16 protein-coding genes and 1 riboswitch are annotated in these 20,362 nt (G+C 50.7%); of the genes, 3 read left to right on the plus strand and 13 right to left on the minus strand.

Features of this window, described 5'->3' with window-relative positions; genetic code table 11:
• Positions 1 to 33: 33 nt before the first annotated feature.
• The 7 genes from P157_RS0102305 to P157_RS0102335 form a co-directional block, all read right to left on the minus strand.
• A complete protein-coding gene (locus tag P157_RS0102305) occupies positions 34 to 2,376 on the minus strand; it encodes an FAD-dependent oxidoreductase (RefSeq protein ID WP_026759589.1) in 2,343 nt (780 codons plus the stop codon).
• A gap of 15 nt (positions 2,377 to 2,391) precedes the next feature.
• The gene (locus P157_RS0102310; RefSeq protein WP_026759590.1) at positions 2,392 to 4,023 is read right to left on the minus strand and encodes a glutamate synthase-related protein; all 1,632 of its coding nucleotides are present in this window, start codon (positions 4,021 to 4,023) and stop codon (positions 2,392 to 2,394) included.
• On the minus strand, positions 4,011 to 5,117 hold the full coding sequence (locus tag P157_RS0102315) for a glutamate synthase (protein WP_026759591.1): 1,107 nt from the start codon (positions 5,115 to 5,117) through the stop codon (positions 4,011 to 4,013). The genes P157_RS0102310 and P157_RS0102315 overlap by 13 nt, the downstream gene beginning before the upstream one ends.
• Positions 5,118 to 5,523: 406 nt before the next feature.
• Positions 5,524 to 6,483, minus strand: a complete 960-nt coding sequence (locus P157_RS0102320; RefSeq protein WP_026759592.1) for a M23 family metallopeptidase — start codon at positions 6,481 to 6,483, stop codon at positions 5,524 to 5,526.
• 28 nt (positions 6,484 to 6,511) lie between these two features.
• A complete protein-coding gene (locus P157_RS0102325) occupies positions 6,512 to 7,021 on the minus strand; it encodes a DUF4446 family protein (protein ID WP_026759593.1) in 510 nt (169 codons plus the stop codon).
• 24 nt (positions 7,022 to 7,045) lie between these two features.
• Positions 7,046 to 7,999: a ParB/RepB/Spo0J family partition protein gene (locus tag P157_RS0102330; protein WP_026759594.1), complete on the minus strand. Its 954-nt coding sequence runs from the start codon at positions 7,997 to 7,999 to the stop codon at positions 7,046 to 7,048.
• Positions 7,992 to 8,750 carry a ParA family protein gene (locus P157_RS0102335; RefSeq protein ID WP_026759595.1) on the minus strand — a complete coding sequence of 253 codons (759 nt, stop codon included), beginning with the start codon at positions 8,748 to 8,750 and terminating at the stop codon, positions 7,992 to 7,994. Before P157_RS0102335 ends, P157_RS0102330 begins: the two co-directional genes overlap by 8 nt.
• A gap of 215 nt (positions 8,751 to 8,965) precedes the next feature.
• Between P157_RS0102335 and P157_RS0102340 the strand changes: the two genes are divergently transcribed.
• Both P157_RS0102340 and P157_RS0102345 read left to right on the plus strand, forming a co-directional pair.
• Positions 8,966 to 9,640 (plus strand): methionine synthase, encoded by a 675-nt coding sequence (locus P157_RS0102340; RefSeq protein ID WP_026759596.1) that lies wholly within the window; start codon positions 8,966 to 8,968, stop codon positions 9,638 to 9,640.
• A gap of 24 nt (positions 9,641 to 9,664) precedes the next feature.
• Positions 9,665 to 12,043 carry a homocysteine S-methyltransferase family protein gene (locus P157_RS0102345; RefSeq protein WP_026759597.1) on the plus strand — a complete coding sequence of 793 codons (2,379 nt, stop codon included), beginning with the start codon at positions 9,665 to 9,667 and terminating at the stop codon, positions 12,041 to 12,043.
• Positions 12,044 to 12,098: 55 nt separating this feature from the next.
• Here P157_RS0102345 and pfkA read toward each other — a convergent pair whose 3' ends face one another.
• Complete coding sequence (pfkA, locus tag P157_RS0102350; RefSeq protein ID WP_026759598.1) at positions 12,099 to 13,061, minus strand: 6-phosphofructokinase; 963 nt, start codon at positions 13,059 to 13,061, stop codon at positions 12,099 to 12,101.
• Positions 13,062 to 13,689: 628 nt separating this feature from the next.
• A riboswitch (ZMP/ZTP riboswitch) is annotated at positions 13,690 to 13,766 on the plus strand.
• A 43-nt stretch (positions 13,767 to 13,809) separates the two neighbouring features.
• Here pfkA and P157_RS0102355 point away from each other — a divergent pair.
• Positions 13,810 to 14,979, plus strand: coding sequence for a phosphoribosylaminoimidazolecarboxamide formyltransferase (locus P157_RS0102355; RefSeq protein WP_026759599.1), 1,170 nt, complete (start codon positions 13,810 to 13,812; stop codon positions 14,977 to 14,979).
• A gap of 81 nt (positions 14,980 to 15,060) precedes the next feature.
• Here P157_RS0102355 and P157_RS13640 read toward each other — a convergent pair whose 3' ends face one another.
• The 5 genes from P157_RS13640 to mnmG form a co-directional block, all read right to left on the minus strand.
• Positions 15,061 to 15,711, minus strand: a complete 651-nt coding sequence (locus tag P157_RS13640; RefSeq protein WP_051598455.1) for a hypothetical protein — start codon at positions 15,709 to 15,711, stop codon at positions 15,061 to 15,063.
• 128 nt (positions 15,712 to 15,839) lie between these two features.
• Positions 15,840 to 16,655 (minus strand): hypothetical protein, encoded by an 816-nt coding sequence (locus P157_RS0102365; RefSeq protein ID WP_026759600.1) that lies wholly within the window; start codon positions 16,653 to 16,655, stop codon positions 15,840 to 15,842.
• Positions 16,656 to 16,719: 64 nt separating this feature from the next.
• Positions 16,720 to 16,944 (minus strand): hypothetical protein, encoded by a 225-nt coding sequence (locus P157_RS13645; protein WP_037368084.1) that lies wholly within the window; start codon positions 16,942 to 16,944, stop codon positions 16,720 to 16,722.
• A 785-nt stretch (positions 16,945 to 17,729) separates the two neighbouring features.
• On the minus strand, positions 17,730 to 18,446 hold the full coding sequence (gene rsmG / locus P157_RS0102375; protein WP_026759601.1) for a 16S rRNA (guanine(527)-N(7))-methyltransferase RsmG: 717 nt from the start codon (positions 18,444 to 18,446) through the stop codon (positions 17,730 to 17,732).
• Entirely contained in the window at positions 18,439 to 20,349 is a 1,911-nt protein-coding gene (gene mnmG / locus P157_RS0102380) for a tRNA uridine-5-carboxymethylaminomethyl(34) synthesis enzyme MnmG (RefSeq protein WP_026759602.1), read from the minus strand. The genes rsmG and mnmG overlap by 8 nt, the downstream gene beginning before the upstream one ends.
• Between the last annotated feature and the right edge of the window lie 13 nt (positions 20,350 to 20,362).

Below are 20,362 nucleotides of genomic sequence, written 5' to 3' on the forward strand. Positions count from 1 at the left end.
CTCTTTTTGTTTCACGTGAAACAATATCTAATTTTAGGCTTTTGCACCTGTGGAATACATCTTAATCGGTTCCGGATTATCCTCGATGCTCCAGACACCGCATGGGCAGACACCGGCACAGATACCGCAGCCGATGCACTTATCGGGGTCGGATACATATTCCCAGCTGCCATCCGCTTTTTCAATGCGGGTGATGGCTTTTTCCGGGCAGGATTCCAGACACATCTTACAGTCACGGCAGGTACCGCAGCTGACGCAGCGTGCATGGTCGTCCACCGGGTCGCCTAGCAGGCAGTGATGGCATTTGTCAAAGTAAGCCTTGGAGAGCCTCCCCGCCGGAATCTGCTGCTTCTGCGGGAAAGGCTTAACCTCCTGCCCCATCACATACTGGTCAACGTAGTAAGCCGCTTTACGGCCACTGCCGATGGCATCCGTAAGTCTTCCCGGCTTAATGGTATCACCAGCCGTGAATACACCCTTGGCAATGGACTGGTCGGCCTTCGGCACGAGCCAGCTCTTGCGGAAGAATTCAATGCCTTCATCTTCGGGCAGGAAATCGAGTTCCGGCTCCTCACCGATGGACACGATAACCTGGTCGGCAGGAATGAAGGTGCCGTCATTTGCATAGACGCCTTCAGCCGTAATCTTATTGGTGAAGAACGGCCAAACGAGCTTGCCGCCCAAACCTTCTACATAGTCGATTTCCTCTTTGAACGCTGCCGGTTTCTGTACGTCCACCGCCACTACCGTTTCTGCGCCCATTTCATAAGCACCGCGACAGGTATCCATACCGGAGTTGCCAGCACCGATAACGACGACATGCTTGCCCGTTTTGGGATGCTCACCACGGTTGATGGCCTTGAGGTATTCGAGACCCATGGTCAGGCGTTCTGCCCCTTCCCAGGGGAAGAAACGGGATTTCGTGCCGCCCGTTGCCACAACAACAGCATCATGTTCACCGCGCAACTGGGCAAATTTTTCTTTATCGACTTTATAATTGGAAACGAATTTCACGCCCACGCTTTCAATGCGTTTGAGTTCCGCTTCCAAAAGTTCATGGGACAGACGACCACGCGGAATAACCTGTTCCAGCTTGCCGCCGATATGTTCCGCTTCATCATAGACCGTTACGCTATGACCCTTACGCGCGAGCTGCCAAGCAGCAGACAAACCGGCTACACCGCCGCCGATAACGGCGATTTTCTTGCCCGTCTGTACGGAAGGTTTTGCCACCGGCAGGAAGGCCGAACGATAGCCCAAAGCACCAATCTGAATCGGCTCATCAATACCGCCGCGGGTACAGCCATCCATACACGGGTTCGGACATACGGAACCGCAGACCGAACCAGGAAACGGCGTATAATCGAGTTCCAGCTGGAAAGCTTCATCGAGCTTGCCCTGACGAATCAAGTCAAAGCGGCGCTGGGTTGGAATGCCCGTTGGGCAGTTGAATTCACAGGGTGCCGCAAATTTGGCATTATCCCAGCTCGGTACACGCAGACGGTAAAGCCCCGTCGACAGCGTGTTATGTACCGCAAAATCATCATGAGCAACATCGGAGAAGATACCGCCCTTAACCCATTCATTCAAGCGGAAAGCCTGCATGGAAGGTTTGTTATTGCCCTTGGCTGCCTTTTCCGCAAAGGTCAGCGGCGTGAGCTTCTGCCATTCCTGCCAGTTGGTGAGTTCGCCTTTCAGCTCCGTACGTTCGATATGGCTCAGGAAATCGTCCATACCGCCCTGCAGGAAGGCAATATCCTCATCATCTAAGGGCAGGCATTTGATATCCGCCGGGAAATCATCGACATTGCCGCGGACATAAACGACACCGCCGACCATGCCGACACAGGCACGTTCACCGAGCACAGAGGAAAACTCTGCACTATCATAGCCGCAGACCACAGCACGGCCGCCGCCCATAAACTCAAAGGAGAAAGAACCTGTGTTCTTGAGAATCCAAAGCTCCGGTTCCTCATAGAGCGGGTCATGCTTCATCAGTGAACCCGTACGGGTACCGCTACGGCCGCCGATAAAGATTTTACCGCCTGAAGAGCAATGGCCGGCCGTATCACCGGCATCGCCCTTGACGGTGATGATACCGCCAGCATTAAGCCAGCCCACATCAGCAGAGGTTGCCCCCTCCACCACGATTTCCGTGCCCGGCAGACACATGGAGCCTGCGCGCTGACCGGCATTGGTGATATGGAAATGCAGCGTCTTGCCTTCCGGATGCCACAGGGGGCCACCAATATCATGCTGGCCGGAAGCCGCTACTTCAAATTCCGTTTCGCCCTGCCGTACAGCTTCTTCAATAGCCAGCAGCAGGTCCTGGGTGGACATACGGTCATGTCCCTTCATGGTATTAATCTTGAACATTACGCTATCCCCCTATTAACATACATACTGAATGCCGAGCTGGTCGGCCACGGCCTTGTCCGTGGATACCAGCGCATCGCTGCGACCGATAGGCAGCGAGCTGTTGCCGATAGGCGCCATGAGCTTTTTGAGCTCGGAGTCGAAGGCCAATACATAGTCCACAATCTTCTGCGCGCCCTTGTCGATATCCAGACGCTTCACGAGGCGCGGGTCCTGCGTGCAGATGCCCATTGGGCATTTGCCTGTATTACAAGAGTTGCAGCGGCCCTGCTCGTTGCCGACACAGCCTAAGAGCTGAATGAGTACCTTACCGACGAATACGCCGTTGGCACCAAGGCACATGAGCTTAAAGGCATCAGCTGCCGCATTGCCGGTCATGCCGATACCGCCGCCGCCGTAGAGGGGAATCTGCCCCTGCAGGCCCTGCTTGACAGCCGCCAGATAACAGTCGCGAATCTTCGATACCACCGGATGGCCCGTATGGTCGAGGGAAACCTCGTTGGCTGCACCAGTACCGCCTTGAATACCATCAAGGAAGAAACCGCCGCAAATCTTATAGGGGTCACGCAGCAGGTTGTTGTATACCGATACAGACGTTGCCGAAGCCGCACACTTGATGCCGACCGGCACGCGGAAACCGAACGCCGCATTCATGGACAGGTGCATTTTCTGTACCGATTCTTCAATGGAGTACAAGCCCTGATGATTCGGCGGCGAAGCCAAGGTTGCCTTCGGTACGCCGCGGATAGCCTGTACATGTTCAGCCACTTTCGCACTGGGCAAGAGGCCACCGTCACCGGGTTTTGCACCCTGGCCGATTTTAATGAGGATACCTGCCGGGTCCGTGACCATATGCGGCATGGCCTTGATGATACGGTTCCAGCCGAAATGACCGGAGGCAATCTGAATAATGAAGTATTTGAGATAATCCGATTCCAAAAGTTTAACGGGCATACCGCCTTCACCGGAGCTCATGCGCACCGGCAGGCCGCATTTCTCATTGAGATAGCCGACAGCCAAAGCCACGGCCTCCCAAGCTCTGGTGGACAGCGCACCGATGGACATATCGGAGAAAATCAGCGGATAAATCCAATCCACAGGCGGGGTCTTTGTCTTCTGTACCAGCTTGCCATCCTTGATTTCAAAGGGCAGGTCTTTAGCAGGCAGTACCCGGCCGAAAGGAGCGCGGATATCGAAAGTATGACGGGCAGCGTCCAAAGACGGGTCAGTCATCTGGGAGATACGGCCCACCACAATGCTGTCCAGCGTGCGCTGGGCGTTGAGGTTCGTACGGCCGCCCCGCTTGATGGGGCCGTTGTCCTTCGAGAGCAGGGTCTTGCGGGTATCTGCATTGCGCACCGGACGGATGGCATTATTCGGACAAATCTTTTCACACATGCCACAGCCACGGCAGAAATCCGTGAGGCTGGCCACCTGCTTGATGATGGGTCTTGCGATATGCGTATGTTTCGGTTCCGGCTGGCTGCCTTCCGAAACAGTGAGAGACTGCTTCTGCACCTCTACCTTGATGGCCTTGAAGGAACACCCCGCTACGCAGCTGCCGCACATGGTACAGCGCTCTGCGTGATATTCGATTTTCCACGGCAGGTCATTGACGCCGATATCCTGTGTTTTTACTGCTTCCATCTCTGTACCTCCAGGTCATTGTCAATCACGACAATCTCACGTTCATTGGGATAAATATCCTGCGACTGGTCACGGTTCGGCATGATTTCATTGATACCGCAGACCTCCGAAGAAATCGCCACCATGTTTTCATCACGGCCCACCACTACCGGGCGCAGCTTCTTAGAATCACAGCAGGTAATCATGCGGCAGTCCGGCAGCACGCCGATAACCGTATTCGGCCCGTTGATTTCCAAGTTGGCCAAAGACTGGCGAATAGCGACCAGCACATCCTTATCTTCACGTTGCTCACATTCCTCAAAGGGCAGCGGCGTAATGACATGCTTGTAATAAGTAAGCGGCCATTTGAGTTCATGGTGCACATAGTGCAGGGTATTCAGGAAGCACTGGGAATCGGATTCAAAGCCGATATAGCCGCGGTGCAGGGAAGACTGAAATTCCTTATTCTTCGTATAGAAGGTATTTTCGCCGTTAGCACAGAGCGTATAGCCCTGCAGAAAGAACGGATGCGCTGCATAGCGCACGATATCATAGTTCGTATTCTGACGGCACTGCGCCACGATGGATTTAGCCACGAGGCAGCCATTGTCATCCCAAAGATGGAAATAAGTAGCAATATCTGCAGGGTCGCCGATTTCCTTCAGCGTCAGCACATCCGGCCAGAAGGAATACACGAAACCGGCATTGTTTTCCGTGAGGATTTTACGCAAAGCCAGTCTTGTATCGAGCAGGAGGTTTTCCTTCTCCTCCTTCGTCATATGGCCGGCTTCTTCCGGATAATCATAGTTGCGGAAGATATAGTAAGGCATAGCCTTGATATCGAGCCCCGGACGCTTATCCGGCACCGGAATCCACTCGGCCAGCGGCACAAAGTTATGCGCATCCATATAGTCCTCGACCAACTGTGCGCCGCGCTGCGTGCAAGCCAGAGAAAGCAATGGCTTATCTTTATAATCGGAGAATATACCATAGAGATCCTGCATAACCATGGCAAAGCCCGAATTATCATGGCCTTCCTGCTGAGGCAGCATCAAATGCAAAGCCTTGGATGGCTGGATAGGCACCTTGCTCTTAATCGAACCAATTCTGCACATAACTGTCGCTCCTTTGCGAATGTATACAAAATATTATACCATTGTCCATACTTGATGTATTTTCATTACAACGTAATTTACATTATAAAAACTTTGTAAACCTGTGTCAATAACTCAAAAGCCGAAATTTATGCATTTATGATTGGCATAACCCCCAATAAAAAGCCGCACTCAGCCTACAGCCTTGTATATTTATTCATATTTATGTATTTTTTATAAAGCTATATATTTACACTGTTACAGATTTGTTATACCAATGAAGGCAATAAAAAAGCCCTATGCAACAATGTGCATAGGACTTTCAATAATATAATGCATTTGTTATGTTATGTATTTTTTTACGGTATACAAGAATACAAAGGCTGTTTTTCTCCTCTGCTTCCCCATGTAAGTATACATAATACTTTTAATGGAGATAAGCCGCAGGGTTCACGGCCTGCCCGTTAATCCGCACTTCATAATGAACATGAGGGCCAGTGGAAAAACCGGTACTGCCCATATAGGCGATGACCTGGCCGCGATGTACATACTGACCGGCAGTAACTGCTACCTGCATAGCATGGCCGTAACGGGTCATAATGCCATTGCCATGGTCAATATCCACCATATTGCCATAGCCGCCATCATTCCAGCCAGCTACCCGCACAACACCATCTGCCGTAGCAATGATGGGCGTGCCCATATCATTGGCAATGTCAATACCGGGATGGAAATCCGAGCCGTTCCAGCGCAGGCCGTAAGGCGAGCTCACAACACCTCTAGCCGGCCAAATTGCCGGCGTAGTGCCGCCTGGCAGGGACACGGCAGGAATCCCCAGTGCCTGCTGACGCTGGCTCAGTTCTTCCTTCAAGGCCGTAAGGGACTGACGGCGTACAGCCAGCCCCTGCTCCACAAGTGCCAGCGTATCGCTGACATTCTGCACGGTAGGTGTGCTTATAGGGCCGCCCTGCCCATTGTGGGTGGCAGGGTCAACACCCTGTTCACCGCTGGCATTCTCCTGCTGATTTTCCTGCAGAGGCTGTGCTCCGGACAGGCGCCGGATATCTTCTTCCAGCTTTTTCAGCTGATTCATTTCCTCCTGCAGGCTGTTGGCTTTTTTCGCCAGCTGCAGCAGTTGTTCCTGCTGAATACTGTTGACCTGGCGCAAATCCTCGATTTCAGCCGCACCATTGCGGTTAGCAAAAGTGCTGTACACCGCATAACTGAAAGCCCCAACAAAGAGCAGGGCACCAGCCAGCAGAGATACCACACCGTATTTTAACAGATTGATGGGCAGGCGTATGGTTTTTACATCACCGCCCTGGGGAGGGATAAATTTTATCGTATATTCCTCAGCAGTTTTGCTTATTTCTTTTTCTGCTGACATTAAAAGCCTTCCTTTCTAAGTACCTTTATTACTGGGCTTTGGCCATAGCTTCCTTCAGGGCCTGTTCTTCTTCCTGAGTCATGGGATAGGAAGATTTGCCATCCTCAATGGGCTTGGCATAGCTGCGGGAATCCTCACGGCCAAAAATGCTGGACAGCACCACGCCGTTGTTGTGGGCATCCAACAGCGCCACAGCATAGCTCAAGTCGCTGCCCATGTCCTCAAAGGCACGGAAACGCACCATACCCACCCTGGTAACTGCCATATTCAAAAGTTCATCCATCCGGCGGTTTTCCGTATCCAGACGCTGGTTTTCTTCCACCACATGACGAACCTCGTCAATATGGCCCATCAGCAGTCGCTCCAGATTATCCCCATCCACGCCATTCATCATCTTCCGATAGCGTTTCTTCATATAACTGAGGTTCCAGGCCTGCTTAATCATCACACACAGCATGATGAACATAATCACTGCCATAGCCACCACAATAAAAGGCATATTATCTGCCATAAACTTCATAAAATAGTTCATATTCATTCGAAACCAAAACTCCCTAATCGTTTATACCGTAAACTTCCCCGTCTGCGAAAACTGCCGCAAGGCATCCATCTTCGCCTGTTTCGTACTCTGCTGACGCTCCAGCATGGTTCCCATAATGCGTTCCAAATCTTCATTGGAGTAAAACTCAATTTCCAGCTTACTCTTTTTCTTCCCCGTCTGAATCCGCACCTGGGTGCCGAACATCTGCGTGAGCTTATCCACTGCATCCCGGATAAAAATGTCCTGCTCCGGCTTTTCCTTGGCGGATTTCTCTCCGGACTGTTCCTTCAGCAGTTCCGGATTTTCCAGCAGTTTCTTCACCAGCTGCTCCGACTGGCGGGCCGAAAGCTCCTTGCTCTGAATATAATCTGCCGCCTCCATCTGCAGCTCCTTATTCTCCAGTGCCAGCAGCGGCTTGGCCTGCCCCATGGAAAGGCTGCCGTTAGCCACATAGGCCTGCACCTGCTCTGCCAGATTCAGCAGGCGCAGGAAATTGGCAATATGGGAACGGCTGCGGCCGACTTTCTTGGCCACGGTTTCCTGCGTGAGCTTAAATTCCTTCATCAGGCGCTCATACGCCTTGGCTTCTTCCATGGCATTTAAGTTTTCCCGCTGAATGTTTTCGATCAGCGCAATCTGAGCAATTTCCTCATTGTTGAATTCCCGTACATCTACGGGCACTTCCTGCAGACCTGCCAGCTTAGCCGCCCGCAAGCGGCGCTCCCCGGCAATCAGTTCATAACTGCCCTCGGAAAGTTTGCGCACCAGCAAAGGCTGCAGCACGCCGAATTCCTTGACGGATTCCTTGAGTTCCTCCAACGCGCTTTCATCAAACTCCATACGGGGCTGATAGCGGTTCGGCTTTATGGAAGCAATCGCTACCGACTGTGCTTTTTCCGCCTTCTCCGGCTCCACTTTGGCTTTCACCAAGCCAAAAGCGCCTAACCCTTTGCCCAAGCCGCCTTTCTTAGCCACGGGCAATCACCTCTTTCGCAAGCTTCATATAAACCTCGGCTCCCTTGGATTTCTTGTCGTAATAAAGAATGGGCTGGCCAAAGGACGGCGCTTCGCTAAGGCGTACCGTGCGGGGAATCATAGTCTTGTACACTGCGGTATCGAAGCTGTTGCGGACTTCATCCACCACCTGCTCCGCCAGTTTCGTGCGGGAATCGTACATGGTCATAACCACACCTTCTACGGCCAATTCAGCATTGAGGTTGCTGCGCACCAGCTCAATGGTTTTCATCAGCTGGGCCACACCCTCCAATGCGTAGAATTCACACTGAATGGGCATGATTACAGAATCTGCTGCCGCCAGCGAATTAAGGGTCAACAACCCCAAGGAAGGCGGGCAGTCAATCAGGATGTAATCGTAATTATCCCGCACCGCATCCAGAGCTTTTTTCAGCCGCGTTTCCCGGGAGATGGCAGCCACCAGCTCCACTTCTGCACCTGCCAGTTCAATATTAGCGGGCAGTATATCCACCTTAAATTCCGTCTTCTGAATAACTTCGCTGACGGGCACATTGTCAATCAATACATGATAAATGGTCTTATCCAATGCGGATTTTTCCACGCCAAAACCACTGCTGGCATTCCCCTGCGGGTCACAATCCACCAGCAGGACTTTTTTCTTCTTGGCCGCTATACAGGCAGCCAAATTTACCGACGTGGTGGTTTTGCCCACGCCGCCCTTTTGATTGGCAACTGCGATAATCTTTGCCAAAACTTTTCACCACTTTCTTCCACTGTGCGTTAAGTTACAGTAATGCTTGTATATTTCCCTTAAAATAAGTATAATTGTTACATTAAAGGTTTTATTTTGGACAGTTGTAATTATTATCCCATCCGAAAATAAGCATACCTATATAATAATATGAAATGCAAAAAAATGCTATTGTTTCACGTGAAACAGTAAAAAAAATTTAAGGTGGTGAGTTCATGCCTGTTTATAATGCGCCCCTACTCTCCATAGATGCCAAGGAAACCCGCCGTTATGCGGGCCTGCAAAAAGCCGTTGACTTTGACGAAGAAAAAATCCTCGCCGCCTGCGAAGATGCCCGGCTTATGGCCGCCCCCAAAGGAATATGGGAAGTCTATGATTATGACTGTGAGAATCAAATCATTAAGTCTGCCCCGCCCTGTACCATACAGGGGCAAAAAATAGGCCAGCATCTGGCTGGCTGTGAAAAGATTATCGCCCTGTCGGCAACCGTTGGCGAAGAAGTCGAAGAAGAAGTGACCCGCCGCTTCAATGCCGGTGAATACAGCACCGCGGTCATCATGGATGCGGCTGCTACCGCCGCTGTAGAACAGATTGCCGATGGCATGGAAAAAGCCCTGACTCCCAAAATGGCCGCCCAAGGCTTTGCCATGAAGTGGCGGTTCAGCCCCGGTTATGGGGACTGGCCCTTGGAACAGCAGCCGGAGTTAATCCGTCTGGCCCATGCAGATAAAATTGGTGTCAGCCTCAGTTCCTCCCTAATGCTCATGCCCCGCAAGAGCATTACAGCGATTATCGGCCTCTACCGCAAACAGGCAGAAACTGCCCCCAGCCACAGTCCGCATGGTTGTGCAATGTGCAATAAGACCGACTGCCCCTCCCGTAAACAATAAATCTCCAGAACAGGAGCTGAATGTATGTGTAAAATCGAAATCTTTGATGGTGCCATGGGCACCATGCTGCAAGCCGGTGGCCTTCAGCCCGGAGCCTGCCCGGAACTCATGAATATCGAAAATCCGGATGTGGTAAAGAACATCCACAATGCCTATATAGAAGCAGGCGCCACCATTATCGAAACCAATACCTTTGGTGCCAGCCCCTTAAAACTCGAACACTATGGCTTAACAGACCGCATGGCAGAGCTCAACACGGCCGCCGTAAAAATCGCTAAGGCAGCCGCCAAGGGGCGGGCTAAAGTAGCCGGGTCCATGGGTCCCACAGGCCGTTTTATCGAGCCGCTGGGAGATTTGTCCTTTGACGAAGCCTACCAGAACTTCTACGACCAAGCAAAAGCCCTTGCCGAAGCCGGTGCCCATTTTCTCATTATCGAAACCTGTATCGACATTCAGGAAATGCGCGCCGCTTTGCTGGCGGCCAAAGATGCCTGCGATATTCCCGTAATCTGTCAGCTTTCCTACAGTGAGGACGGCCGCACAGTCACGGGTACTGACCCGCAATCGGCCGCGATTCTGCTCGACGCCATGGGCGCAGATATCATCGGTGTCAACTGTTCTCTTGGCCCGGAAGAACTGGTGCCCATCGTCAAAACGCTGGCCGAAAACTGCACCTGCCCCATCAGCGTGCTGCCCAACGCCGGTATGCCCTATCTGAAAGACGGACATACCGTATTTCCCATGGGGCCGGAGGACTTCGGTAAATGGGGCGTAAAACTCTTGGAAGCCGGTGCAAGCTATCTGGGTGGCTGCTGCGGTACCACCCCGGAACATATCCGCGAGCTTGCCAAAGCCGTAAAGGATATGCCCCTGCCAGAACGCAGATTGCCTGCAAAAAAACTCTGGCTGACCAGCCGCAGCAAATCCGTCTGCATTGATAAGAGCCTGCCCACCCGCCTCATTGGCGAGCGCATCAATCCTACAGGCCGCAAGAAGCTGGCCGCCGAAATCCGGGACGGTTCGCTTTTGGGTGTCAAGAAAGAAGCCGTCAATCAGGTCAAAGCCGGTGCCCACCTGCTCGATGTAAATATGGGCGTTGGCGGCATTGACCAGGCTGCCGCTATGAAAAAGGCCGTCACTGAAATCGCCCAGCTTACTGATGCTCCGCTGGCTATTGACACCAGTGATGCAGAAGCCTTGGAAGCAGGCCTCAAAGCCTATCCGGGCCGTGCGCTCATCAACTCCGTCAGCTACGAACCGGAGCGCATCGCCCAGTTCCTGCCGCTGGCAAAAAAATACGGTGCCGCTATTCTCTGCCTGCCTATTACGCCGGACGGCGTCCCTAAAACCGCCGAAGAACGTATCACCGTCATGCACAAAATCATTGCGGCAGCTAAAGAAGCGGGCTTAGATGATGGCGACTTCCTGCTGGACGCTCTGGTTATGACCGTATCGGCAGATAAGAACGCCTGCTATGAAGTGCTGATTACCCTGCAGATGTATCGGGAAAGATTCGGCTATCCCACCACCATGGGCCTGTCCAATATCTCCTTTGGCCTGCCCAACCGCCCGCTGATTAACAGCACGTTCTTTGCCATGTGTCTGGCGGCAGGTCTGGATGCTCCGATTATGAATCCTTACGACGAGTCCATGCAAAAGGCTCTGATGGCCAGCGCCGCCCTGCTAGGTGATGACCCCAACGGCCTTGCCTACAGCAAGAACGAAGCCAATCTGGCCGTTCCAAAGGCTGCTGCCACCGCCAAGGTCACGGAACTTTCCCCACTGGAAGCCATCAAACAGGCAGTCATTGACGGGGAAAAGGACGAAATCCCCCTATTGGTGGAAAACGCCCTCAAAGCCGGTATGGCTGCCAATACCATCACAGAACAGGCACTGACCGCCGCCATGACGGATATCGGCGTGGACTTTGGCGCAGGCCGTATGTTCCTGCCCCAGGTATTGCTATCCGCTGAAACCATGCGGGCTGCCTTCAACAAAATCAAGGAGTTGACCCCGGCCAGTACCGCCCCGGAACAGGGCACAGTCGTTATCGCCACGGTAAAGGGTGATGTTCACGATTTGGGCAAGAATATCACAGGCGCATTGCTTGCCAACAGCGGCTTCAAACTTATCGATTTGGGTAAAGATGTGGACAGCACCGATATCGTCAGAGCCGCAATCGAAAACAACGCCGATATTGTGGGCCTCTGCGCGCTGATGACCACGACCATGGTGCAGATTGACAAGGTTATTGAAGACCTCAAAGAAGCAGGCTGCAATGCCAAAGTCATGGTCGGCGGTGCCGCCGTCACGCAGGAATATGCCGACAGCGCCGGAGCTGATGCCTACGCTCCGGATGGCGTAAAGGCTGTAGAACTAGCCAAAGAATTAGTACAAAAATAAAAAATTAGGATGTTGCAAAAGCAACATCCTAATTTTTTGCATTTTATTCGTTTAATCAGAACAAGACCTTTGCCAGATGTAAATATTCCGGGTCAAGCTGTTTCTTGTTGTTTACGGAGTCATGCAGGTCGATGGATACTACGCGGCCTTTGCTGAAGCCGAATACCACATCAGACAGACCGGAGATAAGTGCCAAAGCAGCCTGCTCGCCGAGCTGGCTGGCGCGCACACGGTCGATAACCGTCGGCGAACCGCCACGCTGAATGTGACCAAGAACCGTTACACGAGTATCGAGTTCCGTTTTCTTGGCAATGAAATCACCGATTTCCTGTGCATTGCCAGCACCTTCAGCAACAACTACGAGGATATAGCGCTTGCCTTCTGCATAAGCATTCTTCATGTCATCGCAGAGTTTATCCAAATCATAGGGTTCTTCCGGCACGAGAATGTATTCAGCACCGCCGGAAATACCGGAAACAAGTGCCAGCCATCCCGAGCTGCGGCCCATTACTTCCATAACGATGACACGACGATGGGCCGAAGCCGTGTCACGTAACTTATTGATGGCATCAATAATGGTGTTGGCTGCCGTATCACAGCCAATCGTGTAGTCAGAACCCCAAACGTCATTGTCGATGGTGCCCGGCAGGCCTACGATAGGAATGCCCGTTTCCTGAGACAGCAGAGAAGCACCGCGCAGGGAACCATCACCGCCGATAACGCAGAGGCCCTGAATCCCACGGTCAACGAGGTGCTGATAGCCGAGCATACGGCCTTCCGGCGTCTTCCAGCGTTTGCAGCGGGCCGTACCGAGGAACGTGCCGCCGCGCTGAATGATATCGCCTACGTCTTTGGATTCCATTTCAAACATATTTTCTTCGAGCAGACCATGATAACCATCACGGATGCCCCAAACTTTTACACCTTCATAGAGCGCCGTGCGCACAACAGCACGGGCTGCCGCATTCATACCGGGGCTGTCGCCGCCGCTGGTCATGACTGCAATGCTTTTTAACATAATCGAAGTTCCCCCTTGAATTATAAGCAATCTGCGGTCATTTTTGCTGACCACAGGAAAAAACAAACCTCACTAATCCCTATCATACCATAAAAAGAAGAAATCTAACAGAAATTTTTTCATACACCTACGAAGTTAATTGTTACTGACAGAAGGGGACTATTTTTTGTATTCGCGCAAATGTCTCGCATGATATTGCCGTTTTTTTAGTTGCTCGCGCCGGTCACCACGGCGCTGCTTTCAGCTTTACTTCCCGCTCGTTCTCTTGCGAGCCAGCCTTCGGCAGTGCGCTCCATACAAAAAACAGCCCCCTTCTGCCAAGATACAAAGTTCCCGAAATAATCCACGATAAAAAATCGTACCTAAAGAGCCACAAGTGCAACGAGGGGCGAGGGGATATGTTTTGCGGGCAGGAGCGACTGCCGTCAGGCTGGCCGGAAGCCGAAAATTTCTGGACACAACGCTGAAAGCTGCGACGTGGTAACCGGAGCATTTAGCTGGAAAGCGCGACTTAGCGAACCGGTCATTTAGCGACGCCCGCAAAACATATCCCCTCGCCCTGACCGCAGTTACTTCTTGAAAAAATGTCCTTGACAAGCGCATATTATTCGTGTTAAATTCGTTGTAGTTGATGCTGTGCGACTGACGGAAGTGGATAACCACAGGGAGCACAGGGAAGAAAAGCCGACCGTCTGGGTGAAAGCCTGGATTTGTGTCGGCTTTTTACGTTATATGGAGGAGATTTGCAATGACGGAAATGGAACTGAAATACGGCTGTAACCCCAATCAGAAACCGGCCAGAGTTTTCTGCGAAAAAGGTCTGCCCTTTACGGTGCTGAACGGCAAACCGGGGTATATCAACCTGCTTGATGCCTTTAACAGCTGGCAGCTTGTGCGTGAACTCAAAGAAGCCACCGGCCTGCCTGCCGCCGCTTCCTTTAAGCATGTAAGCCCGGCTGGCGCAGCCGTTGCCGTTCCCCTTTCCGAAGCTCTGCAAAAGGCTTATTTCGTTGAAGGTGTGGAACTCAGTCCTGTGGCTACCGCCTATATTCGTGCCCGCGGAGCTGACCGCATGTCCTCCTATGGGGATTTCGTGGCCCTGTCTGACGAATGCGACGCCCAGACAGCCAGCTTCCTGAAACGAGAAGTTTCCGACGGCATTATTGCCCCCTCCTACTCCGCCGAAGCACTGGAAATTCTGAAATCCAAGCGCAAAGGCACGTACCTTGTCATTCAAATGGATACGAACTACCAGCCGGAACCTTTGGAACAGAAACAGGTCTTTGGCATCACCTTTGAACAGCAGCGCAATGACATCAAGATTACACCTGACTGCCTGACGGAAATTCCCACGGTCAATAAGGAACTGCCAGAAAGCGCCAAGCGTGACCTCTTGATTTCCCTGATTACCCTGAAATACACCCAGTCCAATTCCGTCTGCTATGCCAAGGACGGTCAGGCCATCGGCATTGGTGCCGGCCAGCAGTCCCGCGTACATTGCACCCGCCTTGCCGGCAATAAGGCCGATATCTGGTATCTGCGCCAGTGCCCAAAGGTAATGAACCTGCCCTTCAAAGAAGAAGTTCGCCGCCCGGACAGGGACAATGCCATTGATGTATACGTTGGCGAAGAAAGCGAAGACCTCTTAACCGATGGCAACTGGGAACACCTGTTTACCGAAAAGCCGGCACCGCTTACCCGCGAGGAAAAGAAAGCATGGCTCGCCACCCAAACGGGGGTAGCCCTTGGTTCTGATGCCTTCTTCCCCTTCGGCGATAATATCGAACGCGCCCGCAAGAGTGGTGTCAGTTACATCGCCCAGGCAGGCGGTTCCATCCGTGACGATAATGTTATCGCCACCTGTGACAAGTACAATATGACCATGGCTATGACGCATATTCGCTTGTTCCATCATTAATTTACTTACCCCGTTCTTACATACATACACACAGCAAAAATCGCTGGCGGCTCATCCGTCAGCGATTTTTGTCTTGTATCCTTATAGCGATATACGGAAAATATCTTCCAATACATCCCGCACGCTCTTATGCTTCGGCCAGAATTGTTCGTTCTTCTTTACTACCTTTAACACACTGTGGTAAATCTCATCTTCCAATGACCCGGACACGATATTTTCCCAGTTGTGCACACTATAGGGCCGTTCCTTGATGGCGTTATCTGGACGGCCTGTGACCTCCAATTCACTTAGGAACTGAATTTGCTTTCTATCTGGCCGCAGGTAATAATGCTCCAAAAAATATTTCTGGGGATAGCTGTACTCCTCATCCGGAGCCACCTTTATCAGCTTAATCCAGATATCCAAAATCTCCTCAGTTTCCGAATAGGGGATTGGCTTCCATTTTACATTCTGATTGTCCAGATAATAGACAAAGCCATTATCCTCAAACAGGTAAATATAGCGCTGTTTTTCCTTCGTTTCCTGTTTCTTCGCTTCATTTTCTGACTGATTTATAATACGTCCTGCTTCTTTTGGCTTGGTAAACCAATCATCTGCCCGTCCATCATCCGATGAAACTTCGTTATTACCTGTAATTTCTTCCGGCTTGTCTGCTGCATGAGAAATCATGGGCACTGCCCATAGCAATGCCACGATACAAGAAGCAGCAACATACCGCCAACATTTATTCATATTTCCACCTCTATTCACGCTCAATCCATCTTGCCTCTAATATTCTCTATAGCCTCCTAAATATCCTTTTCTATTCTTATCAATTACTATCCGAGAAAAATAAGCAGGGATTACTCCCCGCCTATTATTTAATCATCATTTACCATGATATCATCCATTATTTCTTGTACTGCATTTTTTACTGACCTTTCATATAATCGTCCATTTAACATATTATTATGTGCTGTTCCTGTAGCAACTACATCATTCCTGTACAAATATTTACCACTTTTAACATCTACCAAACGTGCTCTTACCCATACATTTTGTTTACTACTATGTGTGCTAAAAATTATGAAATTGTGATTATACATTCTAAGTTCTCCCAATGATAATGTCATCACAAACACATAGTCATAATCAAATTGTTTCCCTGCTTGTACATATTCTTCCAATCTCATATCCGCTAACCCACGCGGTCTTACACCAACAGGCATACCATCTACATCATTAGTGACTTGTGCAACATTTACTTTACCATCATCTGACTTTGTTGCCCTTCCCTTTTGCATATCATAAATTTCTTCTTCAGACTTCTGCAACAAATATGTATTTACATCAGTTCCCTTCATCACCGCAAATGACTCTCGTGGAAATTTCTCTCTTAATTGACCATATATCTGATTTTTTACCCTGTTTTCAACTACCAAACTTTCTGATCCTGTTATTACCACTGCAACACGCACTCTACCATCAGGCCCTAACGGCCCCTTTTTCCCATATATCAAATGATGCGCTCTCGCATACAAGTCTGAACTTTCATACTGACGGTCTTTTTTCAGCTCTCGTGGTGTTACCCCAATCGTAGGTTTACTTGCCGCTTCTACCGTACTCCCAAAAGAGTATACAAAGGACGAACTTAGAGTCTGCCCCCCCCGCAAATACAAATGCCCATTACAAAACATACTAATACCACCAATTTCCTAAACATCCCTTAGCCCTCCTTGTCTCAAATTCCATATATAAAATTTAGTATATATTCATAAATCGAATCATATTTAAGTATTTATTTACTTCCTCTTGCGAAAATCCATAAACACTCTCAATTTTATAGTCAGGTAAATAACAAGTCATATGATGAAATCCATCTTTATGGTCTGCCTTTTCTACATACACTTTTATTCTACCATTAGCTAACTTTTCCGAATGTGTTATTTCTGTTTCATCATCCAGTGTCATAAATGGATACATCATTGTTACCACCTGCCATCTTATATTATAGCGCAAATTTTCACAAAAGTCCATTTTATCTTTTTTTTATCTGATGAAAAGAGACTTTGAATACTATACCGTAGCTTATTCACACAGATAAATTGCAGTTTATCGATGTTATTGCGAGCTTTATTTTTTTGTTACAGCTCAGTGGGGCGGAAGTGGTAATACTTTTCGCCGTTGCGTAGATTTATGGGCTTTTAGTTGCTTGCGCCGGGCAAGACCGGCGGCGCATATGTTCAGCCCAGTGTTTAGTCTATGCCTTTTGTGGGCCAGTCCTCACTACGTTCAGACAGTCGTTCCACGGCGAAAAGCATCACCACCTCCGTCCTAAGTTGCATCTGCATTAAATGTATTTTTCTCGACGATAAGCGACAAGTATATCGATGTTCTTGTTACGGGAGCAACGCGTTCGTGGCAATAGTATAGGCCATAACTTTGGGCGGACAGGGGAGTGATTTTTCTGTAGGGAGCGACTGCCTGAACGCAGTGAAGGCCGGCCCCGGCAGAATGCTGCTAAACAAATACGCTGAAAGCAGCGCCGTTGGCCTGCCCGGCGCAGGTAAATGGACAGCTCTCTTTTACGAGGGGGTCGTTTAGCGGAAAACAGAAAAATTACTCCCACGTCTGGCCCCAAACTACGTATGAACAAGATACCTTTACCACGAACTCCCCAACAAACTGCAATATGCCCAAAAGCCCGCCAACATTTTTTTGTCAGCGGACTTTTTAAGTTAATGGAATTTTTCACAGACCTTTTTCTTGCTTTATACTATGGGATTTTTGGTTGGCGTACCGGCCTTGCGTGGATAGGCTTTCGGCGTGGGCATGGTCTTGGTTATGGTAATAACCGCCCGCTTGTCGTCAAGTTCCGGCAGCTTTACCGGACGGATTTCCGTCTTACTTCCGCCCATGACCTTGATAGCCTTGGCAGCTTCTTCTGCCTCATCATGATACTGCATACCCTTGAGGGCGATGAAGTGACCGCCTTTTTTGACAAAGGGCAGGCAGTATTCGCAGAGAATGGGGAGCCTTGCTACCGCTCTGGACACCGCAATATCGAAGGACTCACGGTACTTCTTATTGCGGGCGCCTTCTTCGGCACGGGCATGGACGCATTCGACATCTTTTAGGCCCAGTTCCTCGACCACCGTCTGCAAAAACTTAATGCGCTTGTTGAGGGAATCCATCAGGGTCAGCTTGATTTCCGGGCAGAAAATCTTTAGGGGCAGGCCAGGAAAGCCTGCGCCGGTTCCCACATCAATAACGGTTGTACCGTCCTTAAAGAGTTTTTCATCATAGGCCGTAATGCTGTCAATCATATGCTTGATGGCAACTTCCTTCGGCTCAGTGATGGCGGTGAGGTTAATCTTTTCATTCCACTCCACCAGCAATTCAAAGTAGCGGTTGTACTGCTCCATCTGCGTATCGTTAAGGCTTATGCCGTATTCGGCGGCCGCTTTGGCAAGTTCTTCCTTAAACATCGGCTTTGACCTCCCCTGCTTTGATGCGCTGCTGTTGTTCAAGCCAGATAAGCAGCACGGAAATATCTGCCGGCGATACGCCGCTGATGCGGCTGGCCTGACCTACGGAACGCGGGCGGATGGCCTTTAATTTCTCCCTGCCCTCGTCACGCAAGCTGGGCACATCATCATAGTTGAGATTTTCCGGCAGTAGTTTTTCTTCGAGCTTTTCCATGCGCTCAACCTGTTCCAGCTGTTTCTTGATATAGCCTTCGTAGGTGATTGTGATTTCCACCTGCTGTTTGACTTCCTTATTGAGTTCCGGCAGTTCAAAGAGCTGCGCGAGTTTATCATAGTCCAAATCCGGACGGCGCAGGAGGTCATAGAAACTCGTCGCATTGCGCACCGGTTCAATACCTGCTGCCGTGAGTTTTTCCGTGATTTCCTTAGTAGGGTTAATGCTGTTCTTGCGCAGATAGTCCAGTGCTTCATTGATGGCGTTCTGCTTTTCGGTGTATCTTGCCCAGCGGTCATCTTTGACCAGACCGACGCGGCGCCCGAGCGGCGTCAATCGCTGGTCGGCGTTGTCCTGCCGCAGCAGCAGACGGTATTCGGCACGGCTCGTCATAATGCGGTACGGTTCATTGGTTCCCTTCGTCACCAAATCATCAATGAGCACGCCGATATATGCTTCACTGCGCTTTAATACCAACGGTTCTTCATTTTTTATCAGCATAGCCGCGTTGATACCGGCGATAATGCCCTGTGCCGCCGCTTCTTCATAGCCGGAAGTGCCATTGGCCTGTCCGGCCGAGAAAAAGCCGTGAATGTTCTTGAATTCCAGCGTCGGTTTTAACTGGGTGGGGTCAATGCAGTCATATTCAATGGCATAGCCAGCGCGCATGACCTTGGCGTGTTCCAGCCCCGGGATGGTGCGCAGGAAGTCGAGCTGTACATCCATGGGCATGGATGTGGACATCCCCTGCACATAGACTTCGTTGGTATGACGGCCTTCCGGCTCTAAGAACAGCTGATGGCGTTCCTTGTCCGGGAAGCGCAGAATCTTCGTTTCAATGGACGGGCAGTAACGGGGGCCGATACCTTCGATAATGCCGTTGGCCATCGGAGCACGTTCCATATTGTCCCGCAGAATCTTATGGGTTTCTTCATTGGTATATGTCAGGTAACAGGGAATCTGTTCGCGGGTCACTTCATCACTCATAAAGGAAAAGTTGCGGCATTCCTCATCACCGGGCTGAATCTCCATCTTGCTGTAATCGAGGGTGCGGGCATCTACGCGGGCTGGCGTACCGGTCTTAAAGCGCATCAGTTTTACGCCCACTTCTTTCAAAGAATCGGAGAATTTCACCGCCGCCCTTTGACCTGCGGGGCCGCCCTCGTAGGTGTGCTCGCCGATAATGATACGGCCCTTGAGATATGTACCCGTAGCCATAACGACAGCCTTGGCCGTGTAGATTTCACCCGTTTCCGACTGTACGCCCGTAACTTTGCCCTCTTCGACCAACAGTTTATCAATCAGCAGCTGTTTGACATCCAGATTTTCCGTCTGTTCGCAGGTTTCCTTCATCGTGAACTGGTAGAGTTTTTTATCGGCCTGGGCGCGCAGGGCATGAACAGCCGGGCCTTTGCCCGTGTTGAGCATGCGGAACTGAATGCAGGTCTTGTCGGCATTGACGCCCATTTCCCCGCCTAAAGCATCGAGTTCCCGCACGAGATGCCCTTTGGCCGGGCCACCTACAGACGGATTACAGGGCATCATGGCAATATTGTCCATTGAAAGTGTTGTCAGCAGGGTATTACAGCCAATGCGGGCGGCCGCAAGCGCCGCTTCGACACCTGCATGGCCTGCCCCCACTACGATTACATCATAAGAACCGGCAACAAATACGTTTTTACTTTCCATTTTCCTTACCTTC

The organism is Selenomonas ruminantium AC2024 (assembly GCF_000687995.1).
Lineage (GTDB): Bacteria > Bacillota > Negativicutes > Selenomonadales > Selenomonadaceae > Selenomonas_A > Selenomonas_A ruminantium_B.

Coding starts and splice junctions, on each gene's coding strand:
- P157_RS0102310 (WP_026759590.1), bottom strand. CDS start 4,023: ATGGAAGCAGTAAAAACACAGGATATCGGCGTCAATGACCTGCCGTGG.
- P157_RS13645 (WP_037368084.1), bottom strand. CDS start 16,944: ATGATGTATCCATTTATGACACTGGATGATGAAACAGAAATAACACAT.
- P157_RS13640 (WP_051598455.1), bottom strand. CDS start 15,711: ATGAATAAATGTTGGCGGTATGTTGCTGCTTCTTGTATCGTGGCATTG.
- mnmG (WP_026759602.1), bottom strand. CDS start 20,349: ATGGAAAGTAAAAACGTATTTGTTGCCGGTTCTTATGATGTAATCGTA.
- P157_RS0102340 (WP_026759596.1), top strand. CDS start 8,966: ATGCCTGTTTATAATGCGCCCCTACTCTCCATAGATGCCAAGGAAACC.
- P157_RS0102320 (WP_026759592.1), bottom strand. CDS start 6,483: ATGTCAGCAGAAAAAGAAATAAGCAAAACTGCTGAGGAATATACGATA.
- P157_RS0102315 (WP_026759591.1), bottom strand. CDS start 5,117: ATGTGCAGAATTGGTTCGATTAAGAGCAAGGTGCCTATCCAGCCATCC.
- rsmG (WP_026759601.1), bottom strand. CDS start 18,446: ATGTTTAAGGAAGAACTTGCCAAAGCGGCCGCCGAATACGGCATAAGC.
- pfkA (WP_026759598.1), bottom strand. CDS start 13,061: ATGTTAAAAAGCATTGCAGTCATGACCAGCGGCGGCGACAGCCCCGGT.
- P157_RS0102305 (WP_026759589.1), bottom strand. CDS start 2,376: ATGTTCAAGATTAATACCATGAAGGGACATGACCGTATGTCCACCCAG.
- P157_RS0102345 (WP_026759597.1), top strand. CDS start 9,665: ATGTGTAAAATCGAAATCTTTGATGGTGCCATGGGCACCATGCTGCAA.
- P157_RS0102365 (WP_026759600.1), bottom strand. CDS start 16,655: ATGTTTTGTAATGGGCATTTGTATTTGCGGGGGGGGCAGACTCTAAGT.
- P157_RS0102325 (WP_026759593.1), bottom strand. CDS start 7,021: ATGAATATGAACTATTTTATGAAGTTTATGGCAGATAATATGCCTTTT.
- P157_RS0102355 (WP_026759599.1), top strand. CDS start 13,810: ATGACGGAAATGGAACTGAAATACGGCTGTAACCCCAATCAGAAACCG.